The sequence below is a fragment of the Nonomuraea pusilla genome, assembly GCF_900109355.1.
GTDB classification, from domain to species: Bacteria; Actinomycetota; Actinomycetes; order Streptosporangiales; family Streptosporangiaceae; genus Nonomuraea; species Nonomuraea pusilla.
In genome coordinates this window covers 97,244-117,377 of record NZ_FOBF01000007.1, presented here as the reverse complement: position 1 = coordinate 117,377, position 20,134 = coordinate 97,244, and the positions used below count along the sequence as shown (strand labels likewise).

Sequence of the window (20,134 nt, the reverse complement as noted above, 5' to 3'; positions counted from 1 at the left end):
GCCGCCCCGGATGGCGGCCTTTCTCGTGTCCGCCCCCGGGGCATGATCTTTATGACATGAGGGGCAGCAAGTGGAGACGAGCGGATATACGACCGCCGGGGGCATCAAGGTCGAGCGCGAGGCGCGCGACGTCCCGGAGGCGGCGCTCGAGGAGATCGTCACGGCGCTCGGCGAACGCCGCGGCGGCGCCTTCTCCTCCGGCATGGACTACCCGGGCCGCTACAGCCGATGGGCCTTCGGCTACGTCGACCCCTGCCTTGAACTGGTCGCCAAGGGCCGCGTCATCGCCGCCACAGCCCTGAACGAGCGCGGCCGCGTCCTGCTGCCCGCCGTCGCCTCGTGCCTGCTGGCCGCCGGCAAGCCGGTCTCGCCGCCCACCGCCGAGCGGGTCGAGGTGTACGTCCCCGAGCCGGGCGACGACCACCTGCCCGAGGAGATGCGCAGCCGCAGGCCGACCGTGTTCACCGCGATCCGCGAGGTGATCGCCGCCTTCCGCGGCGACGACCCGCACCTCGGCCTGTACGGCGCCTTCGGCTACGACCTGGCCTTCCAGTTCGAGCCCATCAGGCAGGAGCTCGTCCGCCCCGACGACCAGCGCGACCTCGTCCTGCACCTGCCCGACCGGCTCGTCGTCATCGACAGGCAGCGCGAGACCAGCGTCGAGTACCGCTACGAGTTCACCGTCGACGGCGCCACCACGCGCGGCCTGGAGCGCACCGGCTCCTCCGTCCCGCAGGTCACCCCCACCGACATCCCGGAGAACCCGGTGAGGGGGGAGTACGCCAAGGTCGTCGCCGCCGCCAAGGAGAGGTTCAAGCGCGGCGACCTGTTCGAGGTCGTGCCCGGCCAGGTGTTCCACGCCGTCTGCACCGACCCGTCCGCCTTCTACCGCGGGCTGCGCCACAGCAACCCGGCGCCGTACGAGTTCATCATCAGCCTGGGCGAGGGCGAGCACCTGGTCGGCGCCTCGCCCGAGATGTACGTCAGGGTCACCGGCGACCGCGTCGAGACCTGCCCCATCTCCGGCACGATCGCCCGCGGCAGCAACCCGGTCGAGGACGCCGAGGCCATCCGCACCCTCCTCACCAGCGTGAAGGAGGAGTCGGAGCTCACCATGTGCACCGACGTCGACCGCAACGACAAGTCGCGCATCTGCGTGCCGGGGTCGGTGCGCGTCATCGGCCGCCGCCAGATCGAGCTGTACTCCCGCCTGATCCACACCGTCGACCACATCGAGGGCCGCCTGCGCCCCGAGTTCGACGCCCTCGACGCCTTCCTCACCCACATGTGGGCCGTCACCGTCACCGGCGCGCCCAAGACGTGGGCGATGCAGTTCATCGAGGACCACGAGGCCACCACCCGCCGCTGGTACGGCGGCGCCATCGGCTTCATCGGCTTCGACGGCTCCATGAACACGGGCCTGACGCTGCGCACCGCGCAGATCAAGAACGGCGTCGCCGCGGTCAGGGCCGGGGCCACGCTGCTGTTCGACTCCGACCCCGAGGCGGAGGAGCGCGAGACCGAGCTGAAGGCGAGCGCCCTGCTCGGCGCGCTGGCCGCGGTCAACCAGCCGCAGGAGCGGCCCGTCGCCGAGGTCAGGCCGCAGGCGGGCGTGGGCATGAAGGTCCTCCTCGTCGACCACGAGGACTCCTTCGTCAACACGCTGGCCGACTACTTCCGTCAGGAGGGCGCCGAGGTCGTCACCCTGCGCCACGGCTTCCCCGTCCACCTGATCGACGAGATCGCGCCCGACCTGGTCGTGCTGTCGCCCGGCCCCGGCTGGCCGTCCGACTTCGGCATGTCGGCGCTGATCGACGAGGTCTACGCCCGCGACCTGCCGGTCTTCGGCGTCTGCCTGGGCCTGCAGGCGATGGTCGAGCACGCGGGCGGCACGCTGGAGCTGCTCGGCTACCCCGAGCACGGCAAGCGCGGCCAGGTGTCCCGCCTGGGCGAGAGCGCGCTGCTCGACGGGCTGCCTGAGCAGTTCACCGCGGCCCGCTACCACTCGCTGCACGCCAAGCGGCCGGGCGTGGTCGGCTTCACGGCGACGGCGCTGACGCCCGACGGCAACGTCATGGCGATCGAGGACCCCGAGCGGCGGCGTTTCGCCGTGCAGTTCCACCCGGAGTCGATCCTCACCCAGGAGGGCGGCGCAGGAGCGAGGATCATCGCCAACGTCCTGCGCCTGTGCCGCCGCTGACCGGCCACCGCCCGGGGCCGGGCCCGCGCACCCCGGGCCGTCCTCGCGCGTTCCGGCCGCCCGTCACCTCGGGCCGTTCTCGCGCGCCCCGGCCTCCGGTCACCCCGGGCCGTCCTCGCGCGTTCCGGCCTTCCACGACCCCCGGCCGTCCGGCTTCCCGCGACCCGGGAGCTCCGGCGGCCGGGCTGTCTCTGGCGTAGGCAAAACGTCCGCGGGGGCGTGCGGCGACCGCCTAGAGTCTGCCGCATGCTCCCCGTAGACCTGCCAGGCACGGTGCGTGACGCGCTGCTCGCCCCGCTCGTCGACCACCACTGTCACGGGGTCCGCCGCGACGACCTCGGCAGGGCGCAGTTCGAGGTGCTGATCACCGAGGGCGGCGCGCCCGCGCCGCCCGGCACCACGCACTTCGACACGCCGTTCGGCGCGGCCGTGCGCCGCTGGTGCGCCCCGCTGCTGGACCTGGAGCCGCACGCGCCGCCCGCCGTCTACCTCGCCAGGCGGTCCGAGCTCGGCCCCGCCGAGGCCAACACCCGGCTGCTGCGCGGCGCGGGCGTCGTGGCGTTCCTCGTCGACACAGCGCAGGACACAGCGCAGGACACAGCCCAGGACACCGACGCCCGGAACACCAGGCTCCACGGCGGCGACACCCTCACCGCCGCCGAGATGGGCCGCCTCGGCGGCGCGGCGGCCGACGAGATCGTCAGGATCGAACGGATCGAGCAGGACGTCGCCGAGACCGCCCAGATCGCCGTGGACTACCTCGACGGCGTCGCGGCCGAGCTGTCGGCGCGGGCGGCGCGGGCCGTCGGGCTGAAGACGGCCATCGCCTGCCGGGCCGGACTCGGCTTCGACCCGGCGCGGCCCAGCAGGGGAGCGGTGATCGCGGCGGCGAACCGGAGGCTGGCCGACCCGAAGCAGCCGCTCGCCGACGAGGTGCTGCTGCGCCACCTGCTCTGGAGCGCCGTGGACGTCGCCAGGGAGCGCGGCCTGCCGCTGCAGGTGCACGCGGGCGCCGTGGACGTCCCGCTCGGGCCGCACCTGGCCGACCCGGCGAGGCTGGCCGGGTTCGTCGGGGCGCTGCAGCCGCTCGGCGTGCCGGTCATCCTCCTGCACTGCTACCCGTACCACCGGCAGGCCGCGTACCTGGCCGGGCTGCACCCGCACGTGTACGTCGACGTCGGGCTCGCCCTGCCGCACACCGCGGCCGCCGCCGCCCGGGTCATGGACGAGCTGCTGGAGCTGGCGCCGTTCCACAAGCTGCTGTTCAGCTCCCACTGCAGGGGCGTGGCCGAGAGCGCCTACCTGGGGGCGCTGTACTACCGGCACGCCCTGGCCCGCGCGCTCGGCGCCCGGCTGACGCTGGGCGAGTGGAGCACCGCCGACGCCGCCCGCATCGCCCACATGATCGGCTCGGGCAACGCCCGCCGCGTCTACCGCCTCTGAAACCCGGCTCCGGCGCGGCGCGCGGGGGCTGACCTGGGCGGCCTGCCGGTACGCGACCGGGGGCCGGAGTCGCGCGCGGGCGCGCGAGCTGGTTTGCTTGGGCCGTCACATCACCGACCCGAGCGGGGGCTCTTCATGCGCACTGTCGAACCCGAGGTCTTTGTCGTCGCCCGTCCGAAGCTCGACTACGACGAGCTGGCGCGCTACCTGGGCGAGGTCGGCGGCGAGAGCTGGCTGGAGCGCCTCGACCGCGGCGAGCTCGACGCGCAGAACCTCGCCGAGTTCGCCGGCCGGCTCTGCTACCGCTCGTTCGAGCCGGGGCTCAACCCGAACGTCGTCCGCATTCGCGAGAACCAGGACGACTACCTGCGCAACATCCTGGCCAGCGCGCACGGCTCCGTCCTCGAGCACGTGAGCTTCAGCTTCGTCCTGCACAACGTCAGCAGGGTGCTCACCCACGAGCTGGTGCGGCACCGGCCGGGTGTGGCCATCTCGCAGGAGTCGCTGCGCTTCGTCCGCCTGGACGAGCTGCCGTTCTGGTTCCCCGAGTGGGCGCGCGAGGACGCCGAGCTGATGAAGCGGGCCACCGCCGTGCTGGAGCAGCTGGAGCAGTTCCAGCTGTGGATGGCCGACCACTTCGGGCTCGACGAGGAGGGCGTGCCGTTCTCGGAGAAGAAGCACCGCACCTCGTTCATGCGCAGGTTCGCCCCTGAGGGCCTGGCCACCGGCCTGGTCTGGACGGCCAACGTGCGCACCCTGCGCCACACCATCGAGGCCCGCACGGCGGTCGGCGCGGAGGAGGAGATCCGCCTGCTGTTCCAGCGCATCGGCGAGCTCATGCGCGAGGAGGCGCCCGCGCTGTTCGGCGACTACGTCGTCGAGGACGGCGCGTGGATCCCCGGCTGGCGCAAGGTCTGAGCCCGGCGGAGCGGGGTCTGGCCCACGTCCCGGCCCCGGAGCCCCCGCCGGGGCCGGATCGAACCAGGACCTGCGGTCTAGGCCGACAGGGCGGGGAGCACGTACACCTGGGCGCCGGGCGGCAGGGCGCAGTCGAGCTCGCCCAGGCCCCCGCTGTTCTCCCCGCACACCACCATCGCGATGTGTCGCCGGATGCGGCCGTACTCGTCGCGCAGGCGGGCCTCCAGCTGCGGGTGGGTGCGGCGCAGCCGGTCGAGCGCCGCGCGCAGGGTGGGCGGCGACTCCCGGTCGGCGCCCACGGCGAACACCTTCACCTCGGCCCGCCCGCTCACCCACCGCCGCAGCGGCCCGGGCAGGACGAACACCACCATCGTCACGTACGGGGCCATGGGCTACAGCACCGCCGAGCGCACGGTCAGGACGTCGGGCAGGTGGCGGCCGACGAGCGTCCACGTCTCGCCGTCGTCGCGGGAGCCGTACACCTCGCCGTCGCGGGTGCCGAAGAACAGCCCGGCGGGCGACATGTGCATGGCGTCGCGCAGCACCGACGCGTACACCGGCTCCTGCGGCAGGCCCTGGCCGAGCGGACGCCAGGTGCCGCCCGCGTCGTCGCTGCGGTGGACGCGGTAGCGGTGGCCGACGGGGGTGCGGTCGACGTCGGCGGTCAGCGGCAGCACGTAGACGGTGCCGGGCCGCGACGGGTGCGCCACGATCGGGAAGCCGAAGTCCGACGGCAGCGAGCCGCCGATGGGGTGCCAGTCGCCGCCGAAGTCGTCGCTGCGGTAGACCCCGAAGTGGTGCTGCAGGTAGAGCCGCTCGGGCCGGGCGGGGTCGACGGCGACCTTGTGCACGCACTGGCCGAACTCGGGGTACTGGCTGCCCTCGGGGAAGAACGGCGCCCGGATGTTGCGGTTGGCGGCCTCCCACGACAGGCCGCCGTCGTTCGTGCGGTAGAAGCCCGCGGCCGAGACGGCGACGCCCAGGACCTCGGGGTCGGTGGGGTGGGGGACGATCGTGTGCAGGCACAGCCCGCCGCCGCCAGGCTGCCACTGCGGCCGGTGCGGGTGCTCCCACAGCCCCTCGACCATCCGGTACGTGACGCCGCGGTCCTCGGAGCGGAACAGCGCGGCGGGCTCGGCCCCCGCCCAGACGACGTCGGGCTCGGACGGCGACGGCGTGAGCTGCCAGACCCGCGCCAGGGTGGCCCCCGTCTTCTCGGGGAAGGCCACGGGCGGCGCGCCCGCCTCCTGCCAGGTCTCGCCGAGGTCGTCGGAGTACATGACGGACGGCCCGAAGTGGCCGTACTCCACCCCGGCCAGCAGGCGGGGGGCGGCGCCGCGCGTGTCGACGGCCACCGACGGCACCGCGACCGTGGAGAACTGGATCGGCTGGAGCTCGAAGGGGCCGCCGCCCGACGAGCGGGCGAGGAACAGGCCCTTGCGGGTGCCGATCGCGAGCACCGCGTCACTCATAGCATGGCTCCCAAGGTCGCCTCCGACGGTGAGGTCTTCCGGCTCGTGTCTTGCGGCCATCGTGTCACGCCCCCGCGTACGCCGCCGGGGAGTGCGCGATTTGCCGCCCGATGACCTCCGAGGTAATCGTGCTGCTTCCCTGCCCACAGCTAACGTGTTCTGACATGGGAGCACTCGCCGTACAAGAAGAGACTTTTGGAGAACTGCTGCGGTCGTGGCGGCAGCGCCGCCGGGTGAGCCAGCTCGACCTCGCCATCGAGGCGGACGTGTCGGCCCGGCACGTCAGCTTCCTCGAGACCGGGCGCGCCCGGCCGAGCCGCGAGATGGTGATGAGACTGGCCGAGGAGCTGGACGTGCCGCTGCGGCACCGCAACAGGCTGATGATGGCGGCGGGCTTCGCGCCCGTGTACCCCGAGCGGGAGGTGCTCGCCCCGGAGATGGACGTCGTCCGCCGGGCGCTGGACAAGATCCTGGCCGGGCACGAGCCGTACCCGGCGGTCGTCGTGGACGCGGTGTGGAACCTCGTCGCGGCCAACTCCGCGGCGGCCATGTTCATGGAGGGGGTGCCCGCCGAGCTGCTGCAGGAGCCGATCAACGTGATGCGCCTGTCGCTGCACCCGCAGGCGATGGGCGGGCGGCTGCTCAACCTGGCCGAGGTGCGCGCCCACCTGCTGCAGCAGCTGCGCAGGCAGGCGGAGCTGTCGGCCGACGGGCGCCTGGCCGAGCTGCACGACGAGCTGTCCTCCTACACCTACCCGGGCGTGGACCTCAACGTCGCCCACGTGCCCGGCCCCGGCGACATCCTGCTGCCGCTGCGCGTCGCGTACGGCGACCGGGTGCTGTCGATGTTCACGACGATCGCCACCTTCGGCACGCCGGTGGACGTGACGGTCTCCGAGCTGGCCATCGAGACGTTCTGGCCCGGAGACGAGGAGACGGCCGCCGCGCTGCGCGAGCGGTCCCGCCCCTGAGCCGCGCCCAGGGCGGGGCGCGCGGGGCGGTCAGCAGGTCGTCACGGCGGCGTCGAGGCGGATGCGGGCGGGCGGCACGCCGTCCTCCTGCAGGGCGCGGACCGTCTCGTCCACCATCCCGGAGGGGCCGCACACGTAGACGTCGTGATCCGACCACGAGCGGAAGCGCCGCACCACCTCCGGCAGGCGGCCGCGCATGCCGCGGAACGACCCGTCGTCGGAGACCACCGGCAGCACCCGCAGCCAGGGGAACGACGACTGCAGGCGCATGAGGTCCGGCAGGTCGTACAGCTCGGGCTGGGTGCGGGCGCCGAACAGCAGGTGGATGTCCGGTCTGCGGCCCGAGGCGACGACGTCCTCGACGATCGCCTTGAGCGGCGCCAGGCCGGTGCCGCCCGCCACGCAGAGCAGGTCGCGCGTGTCCTCCTCGCCCCGGGTCATCATGCCGGTGGCGCGGCCCAGCATCACCGTGTCGCCGACGCGGGTGTCGCGGGTCAGCGTCGTGGACACCCAGCCGCCGGGCACCGAACGGACGTGCAGCGTGATCGTGTTGTCCTCGCGCGGCGCGTTCGCGATGGAGAACGTCCGCCACACGCGCGGCCAGCGCGGCGTCTGCACCGTGACGTGCTGCCCCGGCAGGTAGGGGAACGGCTGCGAGGGCCGCAGCGTCAGGACCGCGATGTCGCGGTGGCGTAGTTCGTGGCCGACCACCTCGGCCGTCCACCAGGCGGGCGTGACGGTCGCGTCGGCCCGTGCCGCGTCGAGCATGAGCCCGGCGGCGACGCCGTAGGCCGACACCCAGGCGGCCTCCACCTCGTCGTCCCAGACCTCGGCGGCGAAGCGCCTGACGGTCGCCACCAGCGCCCTGCCGACGGCGCCGTAGTGCTCGGGCGCGACGCCGTACTTGCGGTGGTCCCTGCCGAGCTGGCCGAGGTAGCCGGCCATGCCCTCCGGGCTGTCCACGCTCCAGACCATCCGGGCGAGGGCTCCGAACAGCCGCTCGCGCTGGATGTCCATGGCGGGCGGGAACATGCTCCGCAGGTGCGGGTTCTCCGCGAACAGCCGCCCGTAGAAGTAGGCCGCGGCCTTGGAGGCCACGGGTTCGAGGTGAGAGAAACTCTCCTTCACCAGACGCGGATTCAACGACATATGCCCAACCCCACCTTTTCACCGGAATCCGATTCCGGTTGTTGTCGTTCACCTCCCTGACGGCTCCGGGTCCCGAGCGGCCGGCGGCCCCGGCACATCCGATCGCTCATCTCGCAGTGTTCCATCGTGCCCACACCGTCACAACCGGTTCACCCCAATACGCGGGGAAGCCGAAGTATGAAGGGCTGCGCGGTGCATTCTCCGCATTGACCAACCCGGCCCTTTTAAGTTGATAAATGCGAAAACATTTCTATTTTTCGAGTGACGCCTGCAGGCGGAGAAGGACGCCCGCCGTCCCGCATGCGGCGGCCCCGCGGCTGCGCCATGATGGCCCTGTGCCCGCCCCGGGCGCGGACGCGCAGGCGAGCCAGGCGGCGGCGGGCCCGCGCACCCTGGAGATCGCATGTCCCGACCCCTGATCGGCATCACCGCCTACCTCGAGGCAGCCCGCTGGAGCGACTGGGTACGGGAGGCCGTCCTGTCGCCACCCGCCTACGCCAAGGCCGTCGAGCGGGCGGGCGGCGCTCCCGTGGTGCTGCCGCCGCTCTCCCCGCACGCCGCCCCCGACCAGGTGCGCGGGCTGCGCGGCGTCGTCCTCGCCGGCGGGCCCGAGCTCGGAGCCGCCGCGTACGGCGGCGAGCAGCACCCGCGCGCGGCCGCCCCGCAGGAGCACCGCGACCGCTTCGAGCTGGCCGTCGCCAGGGCCGCCGTCGAGGCGGGCGTCCCGATCCTCGCCGTCGCCCGCGGCATGCACGTCCTCAACGTCGCGCAGGGCGGCACCATCATCCCGTGGCTGCCCGACGTGCTCGGCGACGACAGGCACGCCGAGCCCGGACGCCCCCACGTCGTCCAGGTCAGCATCTCCAGCAGGCTGGGCAAGGCGGTGGGCGACCGGGTCGAGGTCACCGCGCCGCACCGCCAGTCCGTACGCCGCCTGGGCGCGGGCCTGCTCGCCGTGGCCTGGGCGGAGGACCAGGTCGTCGAGGGCGTCGAGCTGCAGGGCCACAGGTTCGCGGTGGGCGTCCAGTGGCACCCGGAGCGCGGGGCGGACAACCGGCTGTTCGATGCGCTCGTGGAGGCGGCCCGCTAGGCTGCGGCACATGCCGCTGCACCCTCAGGCCCAGGAGTACGTCGCGCTCTACCCGTCGGACCTGAACACCGACCTCGCCGCGCTCGACCTGGCCGGGATCCAGGAGCTGCGTGCCCAGGACGCCCTGGCGCCCCACCGGGGGCCGCTGCCGCCGCTGCCGTCCGTCCGCGACGAGACGGCGGTGCGCGACGACGGGCCCGGCGTGCCCGTCCGCATCTACCGCGCCGACCGCGGCGACGGCCCGCTGCCGGTGGTCGTGTACTTCCACGGCGGCGGCTGGGTGTTCGGCAGCGTCAGGCGCAACGACGCGGTCGGCCGCGACCTCGCCGTCAGGACCGGCGCGGTCGTGGTGTCCGTCGACTACCGGCTGGCGCCCGAGCACGCCTTCCCCGCCGCCGCCGACGACGCCTGGACGGTCGTGCGCGACATCTTCGCCCGTCCCGCCTTCTACCAGTGCAACGGCGCCGTGGCCGTGGTCGGCGACAGCGCGGGCGGCAACCTCGCCGCCGTCGCCGCCTGGCAGGCCCGCGACGCCGGGCTGCGGCTGGCGCACCAGGCGCTCGTCTACCCGGTGCTCGACGTCGCCATGGACACCCCGAGCTACCTCGAGTTCGCCAAGGGCTTCGGCCTCGACGCCGAGGAGATGGCCTGGTTCGCCCGCCAGTACGCGCCCGGCGCCGACCCTGCCGACCCGCGGCTGTCGCCGCTGCGCCTGCCCGACCTCTCGGGCCTGCCCGCCGCGACGGTGGTGACGGCCGAGTGCGACGTCCTCAGGGACGAGGGCGAGCGGTACGCCGTCCGCCTGGCGCACGCCGGGGTCCCGGCCGAGCTGCGCAGGTTCGAGGGCGCGGTGCACGGCTTCTTCTGCCTGCCCGGCCTGTTCGACCAGGCGTCCGAGGCGCGCGAGTACGTCGCCGCCCGGCTGCGCGGCGCGCTGTTCGGGGAGGGCGCGTGACGTACGGCACGCTCAGGCTCGACACCCCGGCCGACGGGGTGCTGCGCGTCACCATCAGCGCCCCCGGCAGGCTCAACGCCGTCGACATGGCGGGGCACCGCGAGCTCGCCGAGGTCTGGCGCGACGCCGACCGCGACGACTCCGTCCGCGCGGTCCTCGTCAGGGGCGAGGGCGAGGCGTTCTCCGCGGGCGGCGACCTGGCGATGATCGAGGAGATGACGCGCGACCACGCCACGCGGCTGCGCGTGTTCGGCGAGGCCCGCGACATCGTCTACAACGTGCTCAACTGCTCCAAGCCGATCGTCTCGGCCATCCAGGGGCCGGCCGTCGGCGCGGGGCTCGCGGTGGCGCTGCTCGCCGACATCTCGGTCGCCGGCCGCACCGCCCGCATCATCGACGGCCACACCAGGCTCGGCGTGGCCGCAGGCGACCACGCGGCGATCGTCTGGCCGCTGCTGTGCGGCATGGCCAAGGCCAAGTACCACCTGCTGCTGTGCGAGCAGGTCACCGGCGAGGAGGCCGAGCGCATGGGCCTCGTCAGCCTCTGCGTCGGCGACGACGAGGTCCACGAGCGGGCCATGGAGATCGCGGTCCGGCTCGCGGCCGGCTCGCAGGAGGCGATCAGGCTCACCAAGTACGCGCTCAACAACTGGCTGCGCCTGGCCGGGCCCGCCTTCGACGCCTCGCTGGCCATGGAGTTCCTCGGCTTCACCGGCCCCGACGTCGCCGAGGGCGTGCGCGCGCTGCGCGAGAAGCGGCCCCCGTCGTTCGGCTGACGACGGCACGGTGAAAGGCGCTGTGGAGGGCACGGTGGAGAACGCCGTGAAGGACGCGGGGAAGAAGGCGTGCTTCCCCCGACGGTGGGTAGGCGCAGCCTGGTGAGGGACGAGGACGCGATCGATCCGCCGCCGCGCCGGAACGAGGAGGTCAAGGCCGGTTCGCCGAGGCCGAGAACGCTGCTCCGGGGGACGAAGCAGAGGCCGCTCCGACACCCGGCGCGGCGGCGGGCCGTCCACGAGACCAGTGGAGGGCGCGATCGTCGTCCCACGCCTCGCCTGTGGGGCCACCACGTCCCATGACGGGGGCGGCGTGGTGGACGAGCGCGGGCGCGCGCCCGCCTGACGTGCGGCCCGCGGGGCCGGCCGGCGCCGGCGGGGCCGTTCAGAAGCTGCGCGGCAGCCCGAGCACCTGGGTCGCGAGGTAGTTGAGCAGGAGCTCCTCCGTCACGGGTGCGACCTTGCCGATGCGCGCGTCGGCCAGCAGCCTGGCCACCGGGTACTCCAGCGAGTACGCCATGCCGCCGTGCGTCTGGAAGGCGGCGTCCGCCGCCTCCCAGGCCGCCTGCGAGGCGGTCAGCTTGGCGATGTTGGCCTCCGTGCCGCACGGCAGGTGCCGGTCGAAGCTCCACGCCGCCTTGTGCAGCATGAGGCGGGCCAGTTCGATCTTGGCCTTGACCTGCGCCAGCGGGAAGGCGATGGCCTGGTTGGCGCCGATCGGCCGGCCGAAGACCTCGCGCTGGCGCGCGTAGTCGACGGCCACCCGCAGCGCGACCTCGGCCCCTCCCAGGGCGGAGGCGGCGAGCAGGACGCGCTCCGGGTTGAGGATGTCCCACAGCACCGCGGCGCCCTCGTCGGGCCTGCCGACGACGTTCGCGGCGGGCACCCGCAGGTCGTCGAGGAACACCGTGTTCGACGGCGTGGTGTTGGCGCCGAGCTTCGGGATGGGCCGGTACGACAGCTGCCCGGCCGCGACGGCCTCGGGCACGTTGACGAGGAGCACCGTCAGCCCGTGGGTGCGCGGCCGGGCCTCGGCCGCGGGCACCGTCCTCGTGACCAGCAGCATCCAGGTGGCCCGCTGCACGCCGGTGATCCAGATCTTCTGCCCGTTGACGACGTAGTCGCCGCCGTCGCGCCTGGCCGACGTGGTGATCGCCAGAGAGTTCGACCCGGCGTCCGGCTCGGTCAGGGCGAAGCACGTCTCCACCTCGCCCGTCGCCAGCTTCGGCAGCAGCGCGGCCCGCTGCTCGGGCGAGCCGTGCCGGTCGAGCGTGAGCGCCCCGAACCCGGGCGTCAGCACGTACGTGAAGGCGGAGCCGCCCGCCGCCCCTGACGCGGCCAGCGTCTCGGTGGCCACGGCCAGCTCCAGCAGCCCCTGGCCGCCGCCGCCGAACTCCTCGGGTACGGCCAGCCCCAGCCAGCCGCCCTTGGCCAGCTCCTCCCACACCTCCTCGGGCCAGCGCTTGTCCGCCTCGCACCGCTGCCAGTAGTCGAGGTCGTAGCGGGAGCAGATGGCGCCGACGCCGCGCCGTACGGCCTCGGCGCTCTCGGGGAGGGTGAAATCCATCACAGCATCGTAGAATCAGATTCTGTTCAGGGTCGAGGTCTGCGGGCGTGGAACACGAAGGCCGGGGGAGCGTTGCGCCACACCGTGCGTCCCGTCACGACCTCCTCGAACCGCTCGGTCAGCAGCGCGCGGAAACGCCGCGCCGGCGCCAGCGGGATGGCGTGGATGTACGAGAACGTGGTGAACGCGCCGCCCGGGCTCATCGACGACGTCACCGCGTCCATCAGCCGGTGCTGCAGCCCCTGCGGGAAGGCCGCCCACGGCAGGCCGCTCACCACCACGTCCGCCTGGCTGAGCCCCCGCGCCGCCAGCAGCTCGCCCAGCCCCGTCGCGTCGGCGTGCGCCACGTCCACCGCCGGGAAGCGCTTGGCCAGCAGCTCCGCGAGCTTGTCGTTGACCTCCACCGCCAGGTGGTGGCCGCGCCCTCCCAGCCGGTCCTGGATCTCGGCTGTGAACGGCCCCGTGCCGGGACCCAGTTCGACGACGATCGGCTCGCCCCGCTCCGGCACGGGCGCGCACACGGCCGCGGCGAGCCGGCGCGAACTCGGCGCGACGGCGCCGATCACGGTCGGGGCGCGCAGGAACTGGCCGAGGAAGACTGCGGTGTCGTTGGACATGCCATGAAACCTACGGGCATCGGAGCCCTGCTGGCTCCGTCCTCAGGACGGTGATCCGGCCAGTCGGAGGAGACGGGCTCCTCCCCGCGGAGGACCGAGCCGCCCGTCCGGGCTCGCTACCGTGAGTGCATGCGTTGGCGTGGTGCACCGGTGGACGTCCTGCTCGCGGCGTCGGCCGTCGGGCTCGACCTGTTGACGACCTGGGACGCGGGCGGCACCGGATACCTGCCCGCGTGGATGAACATCCCGATGGCCCTGCTCGTCGGGCTGCCCATGGGGCTGGTCAGGCGGTGGCCGCTGCCCGTCAACCTCTACCTGGCCGTCTTCCTCATCCTCACCGACCAGCTCGGCTCGTTCACCTCCAACACCGCGCAGATCCTGTCGGCCGTCGCGGTCGGCGTCGCCGGGTACGCCTGCGGCTGGCGCTCCACCGTCCTGGCGGCGGCCGCCGCGAGCGTCGCCTTCGCCGTGAACATCGCCGACCCCGGCATCGCCCTCACCGCCAACACCTGGATGTACTCCCTGCTCGTCCCCACCTTCCCCGCCGTGCTCGGCGCGTACCTGCGCAGCTCGGCGGGGCGGCTGGAGGAGCGCGAGGTCACCCCCGACGCGCTGCTCGCCGCCGCCGGCGTCGCCATCACCGTGCTCAGCACCTGGACCACCTGGCACTCGGGCACGCTGCCGGTCTGGGCGGTCGGGCTGCTCGCCGTGGTCGGCGGCCTGTCGCTGGGCATCGCCAGACGGCTGCCCGGCCTCGTCTTCCTCTTCCAGGGCGTGCTGCTGGTCTTCGCCGACACCTACCTCAACCAGGCCGTCAACACCTGCCTCATCCTCACGCTCATCGCGATCGGCGTGTTCGCCATGCGGGTGGCGTCCTGGGCCTGGACGCTCGCCGCGTACGGCACCGGCTGCCTGCTCGCCGCCATCGCGGTCGTCGGCCCCGGCACGGACGTCACCGCCCTCCGCGTCGGCGTGCTCATGACGCTGGTCGCCACCCCCATCGCCATCGGCCGTTACCTCGGCGTCCGGCGGGCCGCCGCGGCGGCCGAGCGGCTGCGCGCCGACGAGTCGGCCCGGCTGGCGGTGGCGCAGGTGCGCGCCGACCAGCTCGCCGAGCGCGAACGCATCGCCCGCGACGTCCACGACATCGTCGCCCACCACGTCGGAGCCATGGTGCTGCGTGCCAGCGCCGCCCGCTACGCCGCCCCCGAGGGGCCGGTCGCCGACGCGCTCGCCGACATCCGCGAGACCGGCCACCAGGTGCTGGAGGACCTGCGCGGCCTGCTTGACCTGCTGCGCGACCCGGAACGCCAGCCCGGCCTGCTGGCCGACCCCGCCGACGTCGTCCGCGAGTCGGCCGAGCGGATGGCCGCCGCCGGGCTCGTCGTGGACCTCGACCTCGACCCCGCCACCGACCAGGCGCCCCTGGTCGCCCGCGCCTCCGCCGCCCGCATCGTCCAGGAAGGCCTCACCAACGTGCTCAAACACGCAGGACCCGGCACCCGCGTCCGCGTCACCGTCGCCCCCGCCGCCGAGGGGCTGGCCGTGGAGATCCGCAACGGCCGCCCGCCCACCGCCATCGAGCGCCTGCCGTCGTCGGGCCGAGGGCTCGCCGGCATGCGCGAGCGCGTGCGCGCGCTCGGCGGCACGCTCAGCGCCGGGCCCGACGAGGACGGCGGCTGGCGGCTGTTCGCCAGCCTGCCCGGCACCGCGAGGGGGGCGGCGTGATCCGCGTCCTGGTGGCCGACGACCAGGCGCTCGTCCGCGCGGGCGTGCGCATGCTGCTGCAGGCCGCCGGCGACATGGAGGTCGTGGGCGAGGCCGGGGACGGCGCCGAGGCCGTGCGGCTGGCCGAGCGCCACCTGCCCGACGTGATCCTCATGGACCTGCGCATGCCGCGGGTCGACGGCCTGGAGGCCATCAGGCGCGTCCTGGCGGCCCGTCCCGGCGCCCGCATCGTGGTGCTCACCACGTTCGCCGAGGACGCCAACGTCCATGCCGCGCTGCGCGCGGGCGCGGTGGGCTTCCTCGTCAAGGACGACGACCCCGAGCGCATGGTCGAGGCCGTGCGCAGGGCGGCGGCCGGCGAGCAGCTGCTCGCCCCCTCCGTGCTGCGCCGCGTCGTCGAGCGCTTCCTCGCCGCGGAGGAGCAGGCCGCCGCGCCCCCGCCCGCCGGGCTCACCGAACGCGAGCTGGAGGTGCTCGCCCTCGTCGGCACCGGGCTGTCCAACGCCGAGATCGCCGAGGAGCTGCACGTCGGCGTCACCACGGTGAAGACCCACATCGCGGCCGCCATGGAGAAGCTCGGCCTGCGCAACAGGATCCAGGCCGCGGTCGTCGCCCACCGCGTGGGCCTCGTGGACGCCTCCTTCCGCCCCGTGCGTACGCCCCGCGGCGGACCGCCCAGTCATCCGGCAGGGTGACGACCGCGAGCGCGCCCGGCTCCGATCATGTGTCCTTCGCCGACGTCGAAAGGACTCACCATGCAAGAAACCCTGACCGCGCCCGCGCCGGCCAGGCAGGTCCCGGCGGGCCTGCTCTACAGCCTGCGCATCGTCGTCGCCGCCCAGGCGGCCGCGCTCGTCGTGGCCGCCTCGTTCGCCGGGCAGGCCGTGCAGTCGCAGGGCGCGCTGGGCGAGACCCACGTGATGGCGGGGATGGTCGTCCACCTCGTGGCGCTCGTGCAGATCGTGCTCGCCGTCCTCGTGTGGCGGCCGGGACGCGGGGCGGGCTGGCCCGCCCTGGCCAGCGTCGGCCTGCTCGTCGTCGGGATGGCGCAGCACTTCACCTGGGACACCCTGGGCGCCCACGTGCCCAACGGCGTGGTGCTGTTCGGCCTCGTCACGGCGGTGCTCGTCTGGGCCTGGTCGCCGCGGGCCGCCAGACGCCGCTAGGGTCGTAGATGTGTACGTGAAGATCTGCGGGCTGAGCGAACCCGGGCATGTGGCCGCCGCCGTCGAGGCGGGCGCCGACGCCATCGGCTTCGTCATGACCAGGAGCCCGCGCCAGGTGACCCCCGAACGGGCCGCGGAGCTGGCGGCCGCGGTGCCGGGCCACGTCCTGACCGTGGGGGTGTTCAGGGGCGAGACGCCTGAGGCCGTGCGCGCGGCGGCCCTCGTCTCCGGCGTGCGGGCCGTGCAGCTCCACGGCAGGCACCCGCACGCCGACTTCACCGCGCTGAAGGACCTCGGGCTGACCCTCGTCAGGGCGGTCGCCGCCGACGCCGACCTGCGCTGCGGCGCCTACGACGAGGACCTCCTCATCGTCGACGCGCCGCGTCCCGGCTCGGGGGAGCCGTGGCAGTGGGCCGCCGTGCGCGGCCGGCCGACGGGCCGGTGGATGCTGGCGGGCGGCCTCGACCCGGCGAACGTCGCCGAGGCGGTGGCGGCGGCGCGCCCGTGGGGCGTCGACGTCTCCAGCGGCGTCGAGACGGCGCCCGGCGTCAAGGACCCCGACCTCATCCGCGCCTTCCTGACGGCCGCCCGCCGCGCCGCCTGACCCTGCGCGAGACGCTCCCCGCGCCGCCTCCGCGCCGCCCCGGGCTTCGAGGAGGCCGGCCGAACCCACGCCTTCCTGCGGATCTGACCGGCCACCCCCGGCCCGCTCCCGTGACGACGCAGTAGGGTCTGCTGCGTGAGCGAAACTTCCGCCGAGGACCGGATCTGGACGGTTCCCAACCTCTTGAGCTTCCTGCGCCTCCTCGGCGTGCCGGTGTTCCTTTGGCTGGTTCTCGGCCCGCGGGCGGACGGGTGGGCGATCCTCATCCTCGCGGTCGCCGGCCTGACCGACTGGCTCGACGGGAAGATCGCTCGCGCGTTCAACCAGACGAGCAGGCTGGGACGCCTCATCGACCCGGCGGCGGACAAGCTGTACGTGTTCGCCACGATCCTGGCGCTGCTGGTGCGCGAGGTCATCCCGTGGTGGCTGGTCGGCGTCATCCTCGCGAGGGAACTCTTCGTCGCGAGTTTCATCCCCGTCCTTCGCAAACATGGCTACAAGGCACTTCAGGTGCATTTCCTGGGCAAGGCAGCCATGTTCAACCTCATGTACGCCTTCCCGCTGCTCTTCCTCGCCTCGCACTCTGGGTGGTATGCCGATATAGCCCGAATTGTCGGATGGGCTTTCGCTTTGTGGGGAACGGGCCTGTACTGGTGGGCCGGTGTGCTGTATGTGATACAGGTGCGACAACTCGTAACTTCGGCTAAAAAGGGGTGATCGGGTGAAGGCGGTCGTCATGGCGGGCGGGGAGGGCACACGGCTGCGTCCGATGACCGCCAACCAGCCCAAACCCCTGCTCCCCGTGGTCAACCGCCCGATCATGGAGCACGTCCTGCGCCTGCTCAAGCGGCACGGCGTCACCGACACGGTCGTGACGTTGCAGTTCCTCGCGGCGCTCGTGCGCAACTACTTCGGCGACGGCGACGAGCTCGGGATGAGCCTGCAGTACGCCACCGAGGACCTGCCGCTCGGCACGGCGGGAAGCGTCAAGAACGCGGCCGACCGCCTCCGCGACGACCGTTTTCTCGTCATCTCCGGCGACGCCCTTACAGATATCGATTTGTCCGACATGATCCGGTTTCATCAGGAAAAATCGGCTCTTGTCACGATCGGTTTGAAACGCGTCCCCAACCCGCTGGAGTTCGGGATCATCATCGTGGACGAGGCGGGCCGCGTGCAGCGCTTCCTGGAGAAGCCCACCTGGGGCCAGGTCTTCTCCGACACCGTCAACACCGGCGTCTACGTCATGGAGCCAGAGGTCCTCGACGCCGTCGCGGACGGCCAGGCCGTCGACTGGGCCGCCGACGTCTTCCCCCGGCTGCTGGAGCGCGGCGCCCCCATCTACGGCTACGTCGCCGACGGCTACTGGGAGGACGTCGGCACCCACGCCAGCTATCTCAAGGCCCAGGCCGACGCCCTGTCCGGCAAGGTCAAGCTGGACATCGACGGCTTCGAGCTCTCGCCGGGCGTCTGGGTGGCGGAGTCCGCCTCCGTCGACACCGACGCCGTGCTCAAGGGCCCGCTGCTCATCGGCGACTACGCCAAGGTCGAGGGCGGGGCCGAACTGCGCGAGTTCACCGTCCTCGGCAACAACGCGGTGGTGCGCGAGGGCGCCTTCCTGCACCGCGCCGTCGTCCACGGCAACGTCTACCTCGGGCCCGGCGCGCACCTGCGCGGCTGCGTCATCGGCAAGAACACCGACATCATGGCCGGGGCCCGCGTCGAGGAGAACGCCGTCGTCGGCGACGAGTGCCTCATCGAGGCCGAGGCGTACGTCTCCAGCGGGGTCAAGGTCTACCCGTTCAAGACGATCGAGGCCGGCGCGGTGGTCAACACCAGCGTGATCTGGGAGTCGCGCGGCCAGCGCAGCCTGTTCGGGCCGAGGGGCGTCAGCGGGCTGGTCAACGTCGAGATCACCCCGGAGCTGTGCGTGCGCCTGGCCGGCGCGTACGCCACCACGCTGAAGAAGGGCGTCAGCGTCGTCACCTCGCGCGACGCCTCGCTCGCGGCCAGGGCGCTGAAGCGGGCGGTGATCAGCGGGCTGACCGCGAGCGCGATCGACGTCCTCGACCTGGAGGCGGCGCCGCTGCCGGTGGCCCGCTTCCACACCGCGCGCGAGTCGGCGGCGGGCGGCATCGCCCTGCGCACGACGCCCGGCGACCCGCAGAGCGTGGACATCGTCATCATGGACGACCGCGGCGCCGACCTGCCCCCGTCGGCGCAGCGCAAGCTGGAGCGGGTGGTGTCGCGCCAGGAGTTCCGGCGCGCGTTCCCGGGCGAGATCGCCGAGCTGACGTACCCGGCCAGGGTGGTCGAGGACTACGCGCAGGAGCTGCTGCGCCAGGTGGACATGTCGGGCGTGCGGGACATGAAGGTGGTCGTGGACTGCGCGGGCGGCACCTCCTCGCTGGTGTTGCCCACGCTGCTCGGCCGGGTCGGCGTGGACGTCCTCACGGTCAACGCCAGGCTCGACCACGTCTCGCCCACCGAGACCATCGCCGAGCGCCGCCGCGACCTGCAGCGCCTGTCGGAGCTGGTCGGCTCGTCGCGGGCGGCGTTCGGGGTGCGCTTCGACCCGGTGGGCGAGCGCATCGCCCTGGTGGACGAGAAGGGCCAGCTCATCAGCGAGGAGCGGGCCCTGCTGGTGGTGCTCGACCTGGTGGCGGCCGAGCGCAGGCGCGGCAGGGTGGCGCTGCCCGTCACCGCCACGCGCGTGGCCGAACAGGTCTGCCGCTTCCACGGCGTGCAGGTGGAGTGGACCTCGACCGCGCTCGACGCCCTCACCTCCGCGGCGGCGGGCCCCGACATGATCTTCGCCGCCGACGGGCGCGGCGGCTTCGTGGTGCCGGAGTTCAGCCCCGCGATCGACGGCCTGGCCGTCTTCGTGCGCCTGCTGGGCCTGGTCGCCCGCACCCGCCTGTCGCTCAGCCAGATCGACGCCCGCATCCCCGACGTCAAGCTCCTCAGGCGCACGGTGCCCACCCCCTGGGCGGCCAAGGGCGCCGTCATGCGCTCGGTCATCGAGGCGGCCGAGCAGGGCCGTCGCGGGCACCGGCTCGACACCACCGACGGGGTGCGGGTGGTGTTCGACGACGGCAGCTGGGTGCTCATCATCCCCGCCGCCACCGAGCCGGTCACCGACCTGTGGGCCGAGGCCGCCGACGTCGACGCCGCGCAGGCCCTCATCGAGCACTGGGCGCGGGTGGTCGAACAGGCCGCCGTGTGAGATCGGGTACCATGATCGCCGAACCTGTCCGGGGGGACGCGGTGCGATGCCGGGGAAAGGTTTTGTTCATGATGTGCGCGCGGACCGTCGCAAGATCGTAATGTGGAAACGCGCGGCGGCATGGACCAATGGCAGACACGACGGTAACTTTGTCACCGTCCGACCTGTCAACCAGCGCCCCGCCTTGACCTTTGCCGCTGATCAGCGTAAGTTGCGGCATTCGCAAACGTGAAAGAGCGAAGCGAGGCGCCC

General features: G+C 73.2%; 18 protein-coding genes. 13 read left to right on the top strand and 5 right to left on the bottom strand.

Going from position 1 to position 20,134, the window contains the following annotated elements:
• Positions 1-70 precede the first annotated feature (70 nt).
• From BMX74_RS16905 to thyX, 3 genes are all read left to right on the top strand, one after another.
• Positions 71-2,200 (top strand): anthranilate synthase component I, encoded by a 2,130-nt coding sequence (locus BMX74_RS16905; protein WP_055502512.1) that lies wholly within the window; start codon positions 71-73, stop codon positions 2,198-2,200.
• 246 nt (positions 2,201-2,446) lie between these two features.
• Entirely contained in the window at positions 2,447-3,643 is a 1,197-nt protein-coding gene (locus BMX74_RS16900; protein WP_091101333.1) for an amidohydrolase family protein, read from the top strand.
• A gap of 135 nt (positions 3,644-3,778) precedes the next feature.
• Positions 3,779-4,561, top strand: coding sequence for an FAD-dependent thymidylate synthase (gene thyX, locus BMX74_RS16895; RefSeq protein WP_055502510.1), 783 nt, complete (start codon positions 3,779-3,781; stop codon positions 4,559-4,561).
• Positions 4,562-4,638: 77 nt separating this feature from the next.
• Here the strand turns inward: thyX and BMX74_RS16890 are convergent, their stop codons facing one another.
• The gene (locus tag BMX74_RS16890; RefSeq protein ID WP_055502509.1) at positions 4,639-4,950 is read right to left on the bottom strand and encodes a ubiquitin family protein; all 312 of its coding nucleotides are present in this window, start codon (positions 4,948-4,950) and stop codon (positions 4,639-4,641) included.
• 3 nt (positions 4,951-4,953) lie between these two features.
• Complete coding sequence (locus BMX74_RS16885) at positions 4,954-6,033, bottom strand: WD40/YVTN/BNR-like repeat-containing protein (RefSeq protein WP_091101331.1); 1,080 nt, start codon at positions 6,031-6,033, stop codon at positions 4,954-4,956.
• Positions 6,034-6,197: 164 nt separating this feature from the next.
• Between BMX74_RS16885 and BMX74_RS16880 the strand changes: the two genes are divergently transcribed.
• Positions 6,198-7,004: a helix-turn-helix domain-containing protein gene (locus tag BMX74_RS16880; protein ID WP_177227374.1), complete on the top strand. Its 807-nt coding sequence runs from the start codon at positions 6,198-6,200 to the stop codon at positions 7,002-7,004.
• A 30-nt stretch (positions 7,005-7,034) separates the two neighbouring features.
• Here the strand turns inward: BMX74_RS16880 and BMX74_RS16875 are convergent, their stop codons facing one another.
• The gene (locus tag BMX74_RS16875; RefSeq protein ID WP_337959850.1) at positions 7,035-8,102 is read right to left on the bottom strand and encodes a globin domain-containing protein; all 1,068 of its coding nucleotides are present in this window, start codon (positions 8,100-8,102) and stop codon (positions 7,035-7,037) included.
• Positions 8,103-8,556: 454 nt separating this feature from the next.
• On the opposite strand from BMX74_RS16875, the gene BMX74_RS16870 reads away from it, so the two are divergent.
• The 3 genes from BMX74_RS16870 to BMX74_RS16860 are packed head-to-tail and all read left to right on the top strand — an operon-like array spanning position 8,557 to position 10,974.
• Positions 8,557-9,243 (top strand): gamma-glutamyl-gamma-aminobutyrate hydrolase family protein, encoded by a 687-nt coding sequence (locus tag BMX74_RS16870; protein ID WP_091101327.1) that lies wholly within the window; start codon positions 8,557-8,559, stop codon positions 9,241-9,243.
• A gap of 10 nt (positions 9,244-9,253) precedes the next feature.
• A complete protein-coding gene (locus BMX74_RS16865) occupies positions 9,254-10,198 on the top strand; it encodes an alpha/beta hydrolase (RefSeq protein WP_055502504.1) in 945 nt (314 codons plus the stop codon).
• Positions 10,195-10,974, top strand: coding sequence for an enoyl-CoA hydratase/isomerase family protein (locus tag BMX74_RS16860; RefSeq protein WP_055502503.1), 780 nt, complete (start codon positions 10,195-10,197; stop codon positions 10,972-10,974). The genes BMX74_RS16865 and BMX74_RS16860 overlap by 4 nt, the downstream gene beginning before the upstream one ends.
• Before the next feature lie 385 nt (positions 10,975-11,359).
• On the opposite strand, the gene BMX74_RS16855 is transcribed toward BMX74_RS16860, so the two are convergent.
• Together BMX74_RS16855 and BMX74_RS16850 are read right to left on the bottom strand one after the other, a co-directional pair.
• Entirely contained in the window at positions 11,360-12,541 is a 1,182-nt protein-coding gene (locus BMX74_RS16855; RefSeq protein ID WP_091101324.1) for an acyl-CoA dehydrogenase family protein, read from the bottom strand.
• Positions 12,542-12,567: 26 nt separating this feature from the next.
• A complete protein-coding gene (locus BMX74_RS16850; protein WP_055502501.1) occupies positions 12,568-13,158 on the bottom strand; it encodes a class I SAM-dependent methyltransferase in 591 nt (196 codons plus the stop codon).
• Positions 13,159-13,287: 129 nt separating this feature from the next.
• Between BMX74_RS16850 and BMX74_RS16845 the strand changes: the two genes are divergently transcribed.
• The 6 genes from BMX74_RS16845 (at position 13,288) to BMX74_RS16820 (ending at position 19,882) form a co-directional block, all read left to right on the top strand.
• Positions 13,288-14,886, top strand: a complete 1,599-nt coding sequence (locus BMX74_RS16845; RefSeq protein ID WP_236714635.1) for a sensor histidine kinase — start codon at positions 13,288-13,290, stop codon at positions 14,884-14,886.
• Positions 14,883-15,581, top strand: coding sequence for a response regulator (locus BMX74_RS16840; RefSeq protein ID WP_055502500.1), 699 nt, complete (start codon positions 14,883-14,885; stop codon positions 15,579-15,581). Before BMX74_RS16845 ends, BMX74_RS16840 begins: the two co-directional genes overlap by 4 nt.
• Before the next feature lie 60 nt (positions 15,582-15,641).
• Positions 15,642-16,052, top strand: a complete 411-nt coding sequence (locus tag BMX74_RS16835; RefSeq protein WP_055502499.1) for a hypothetical protein — start codon at positions 15,642-15,644, stop codon at positions 16,050-16,052.
• Between the two features lie 10 nt (positions 16,053-16,062).
• Positions 16,063-16,656: a phosphoribosylanthranilate isomerase gene (locus BMX74_RS16830; protein ID WP_055502498.1), complete on the top strand. Its 594-nt coding sequence runs from the start codon at positions 16,063-16,065 to the stop codon at positions 16,654-16,656.
• Positions 16,657-16,791: 135 nt separating this feature from the next.
• Positions 16,792-17,373 (top strand): cardiolipin synthase ClsA, encoded by a 582-nt coding sequence (gene clsA, locus BMX74_RS16825; RefSeq protein ID WP_055502497.1) that lies wholly within the window; start codon positions 16,792-16,794, stop codon positions 17,371-17,373.
• A 4-nt stretch (positions 17,374-17,377) separates the two neighbouring features.
• Positions 17,378-19,882 carry a mannose-1-phosphate guanyltransferase gene (locus tag BMX74_RS16820; RefSeq protein WP_055502496.1) on the top strand — a complete coding sequence of 835 codons (2,505 nt, stop codon included), beginning with the start codon at positions 17,378-17,380 and terminating at the stop codon, positions 19,880-19,882.
• Positions 19,883-20,134: the final 252 nt, after the last annotated feature.

Excerpts from the sequence above, each read along its gene's own strand:
- BMX74_RS16870 (WP_091101327.1), top strand. The coding sequence starts at position 8,557 with ATGTCCCGACCCCTGATCGGCATCACCGCCTACCTCGAGGCAGCCCGC.
- BMX74_RS16835 (WP_055502499.1), top strand. The coding sequence starts at position 15,642 with ATGCAAGAAACCCTGACCGCGCCCGCGCCGGCCAGGCAGGTCCCGGCG.
- BMX74_RS16850 (WP_055502501.1), bottom strand. The coding sequence starts at position 13,158 with ATGTCCAACGACACCGCAGTCTTCCTCGGCCAGTTCCTGCGCGCCCCG.
- BMX74_RS16855 (WP_091101324.1), bottom strand. The coding sequence starts at position 12,541 with ATGGATTTCACCCTCCCCGAGAGCGCCGAGGCCGTACGGCGCGGCGTC.
- BMX74_RS16865 (WP_055502504.1), top strand. The coding sequence starts at position 9,254 with ATGCCGCTGCACCCTCAGGCCCAGGAGTACGTCGCGCTCTACCCGTCG.
- BMX74_RS16900 (WP_091101333.1), top strand. The coding sequence starts at position 2,447 with ATGCTCCCCGTAGACCTGCCAGGCACGGTGCGTGACGCGCTGCTCGCC.
- BMX74_RS16880 (WP_177227374.1), top strand. The coding sequence starts at position 6,198 with ATGGGAGCACTCGCCGTACAAGAAGAGACTTTTGGAGAACTGCTGCGG.
- BMX74_RS16885 (WP_091101331.1), bottom strand. The coding sequence starts at position 6,033 with ATGAGTGACGCGGTGCTCGCGATCGGCACCCGCAAGGGCCTGTTCCTC.
- thyX (WP_055502510.1), top strand. The coding sequence starts at position 3,779 with ATGCGCACTGTCGAACCCGAGGTCTTTGTCGTCGCCCGTCCGAAGCTC.
- BMX74_RS16845 (WP_236714635.1), top strand. The coding sequence starts at position 13,288 with ATGCGTTGGCGTGGTGCACCGGTGGACGTCCTGCTCGCGGCGTCGGCC.
- BMX74_RS16890 (WP_055502509.1), bottom strand. The coding sequence starts at position 4,950 with ATGGCCCCGTACGTGACGATGGTGGTGTTCGTCCTGCCCGGGCCGCTG.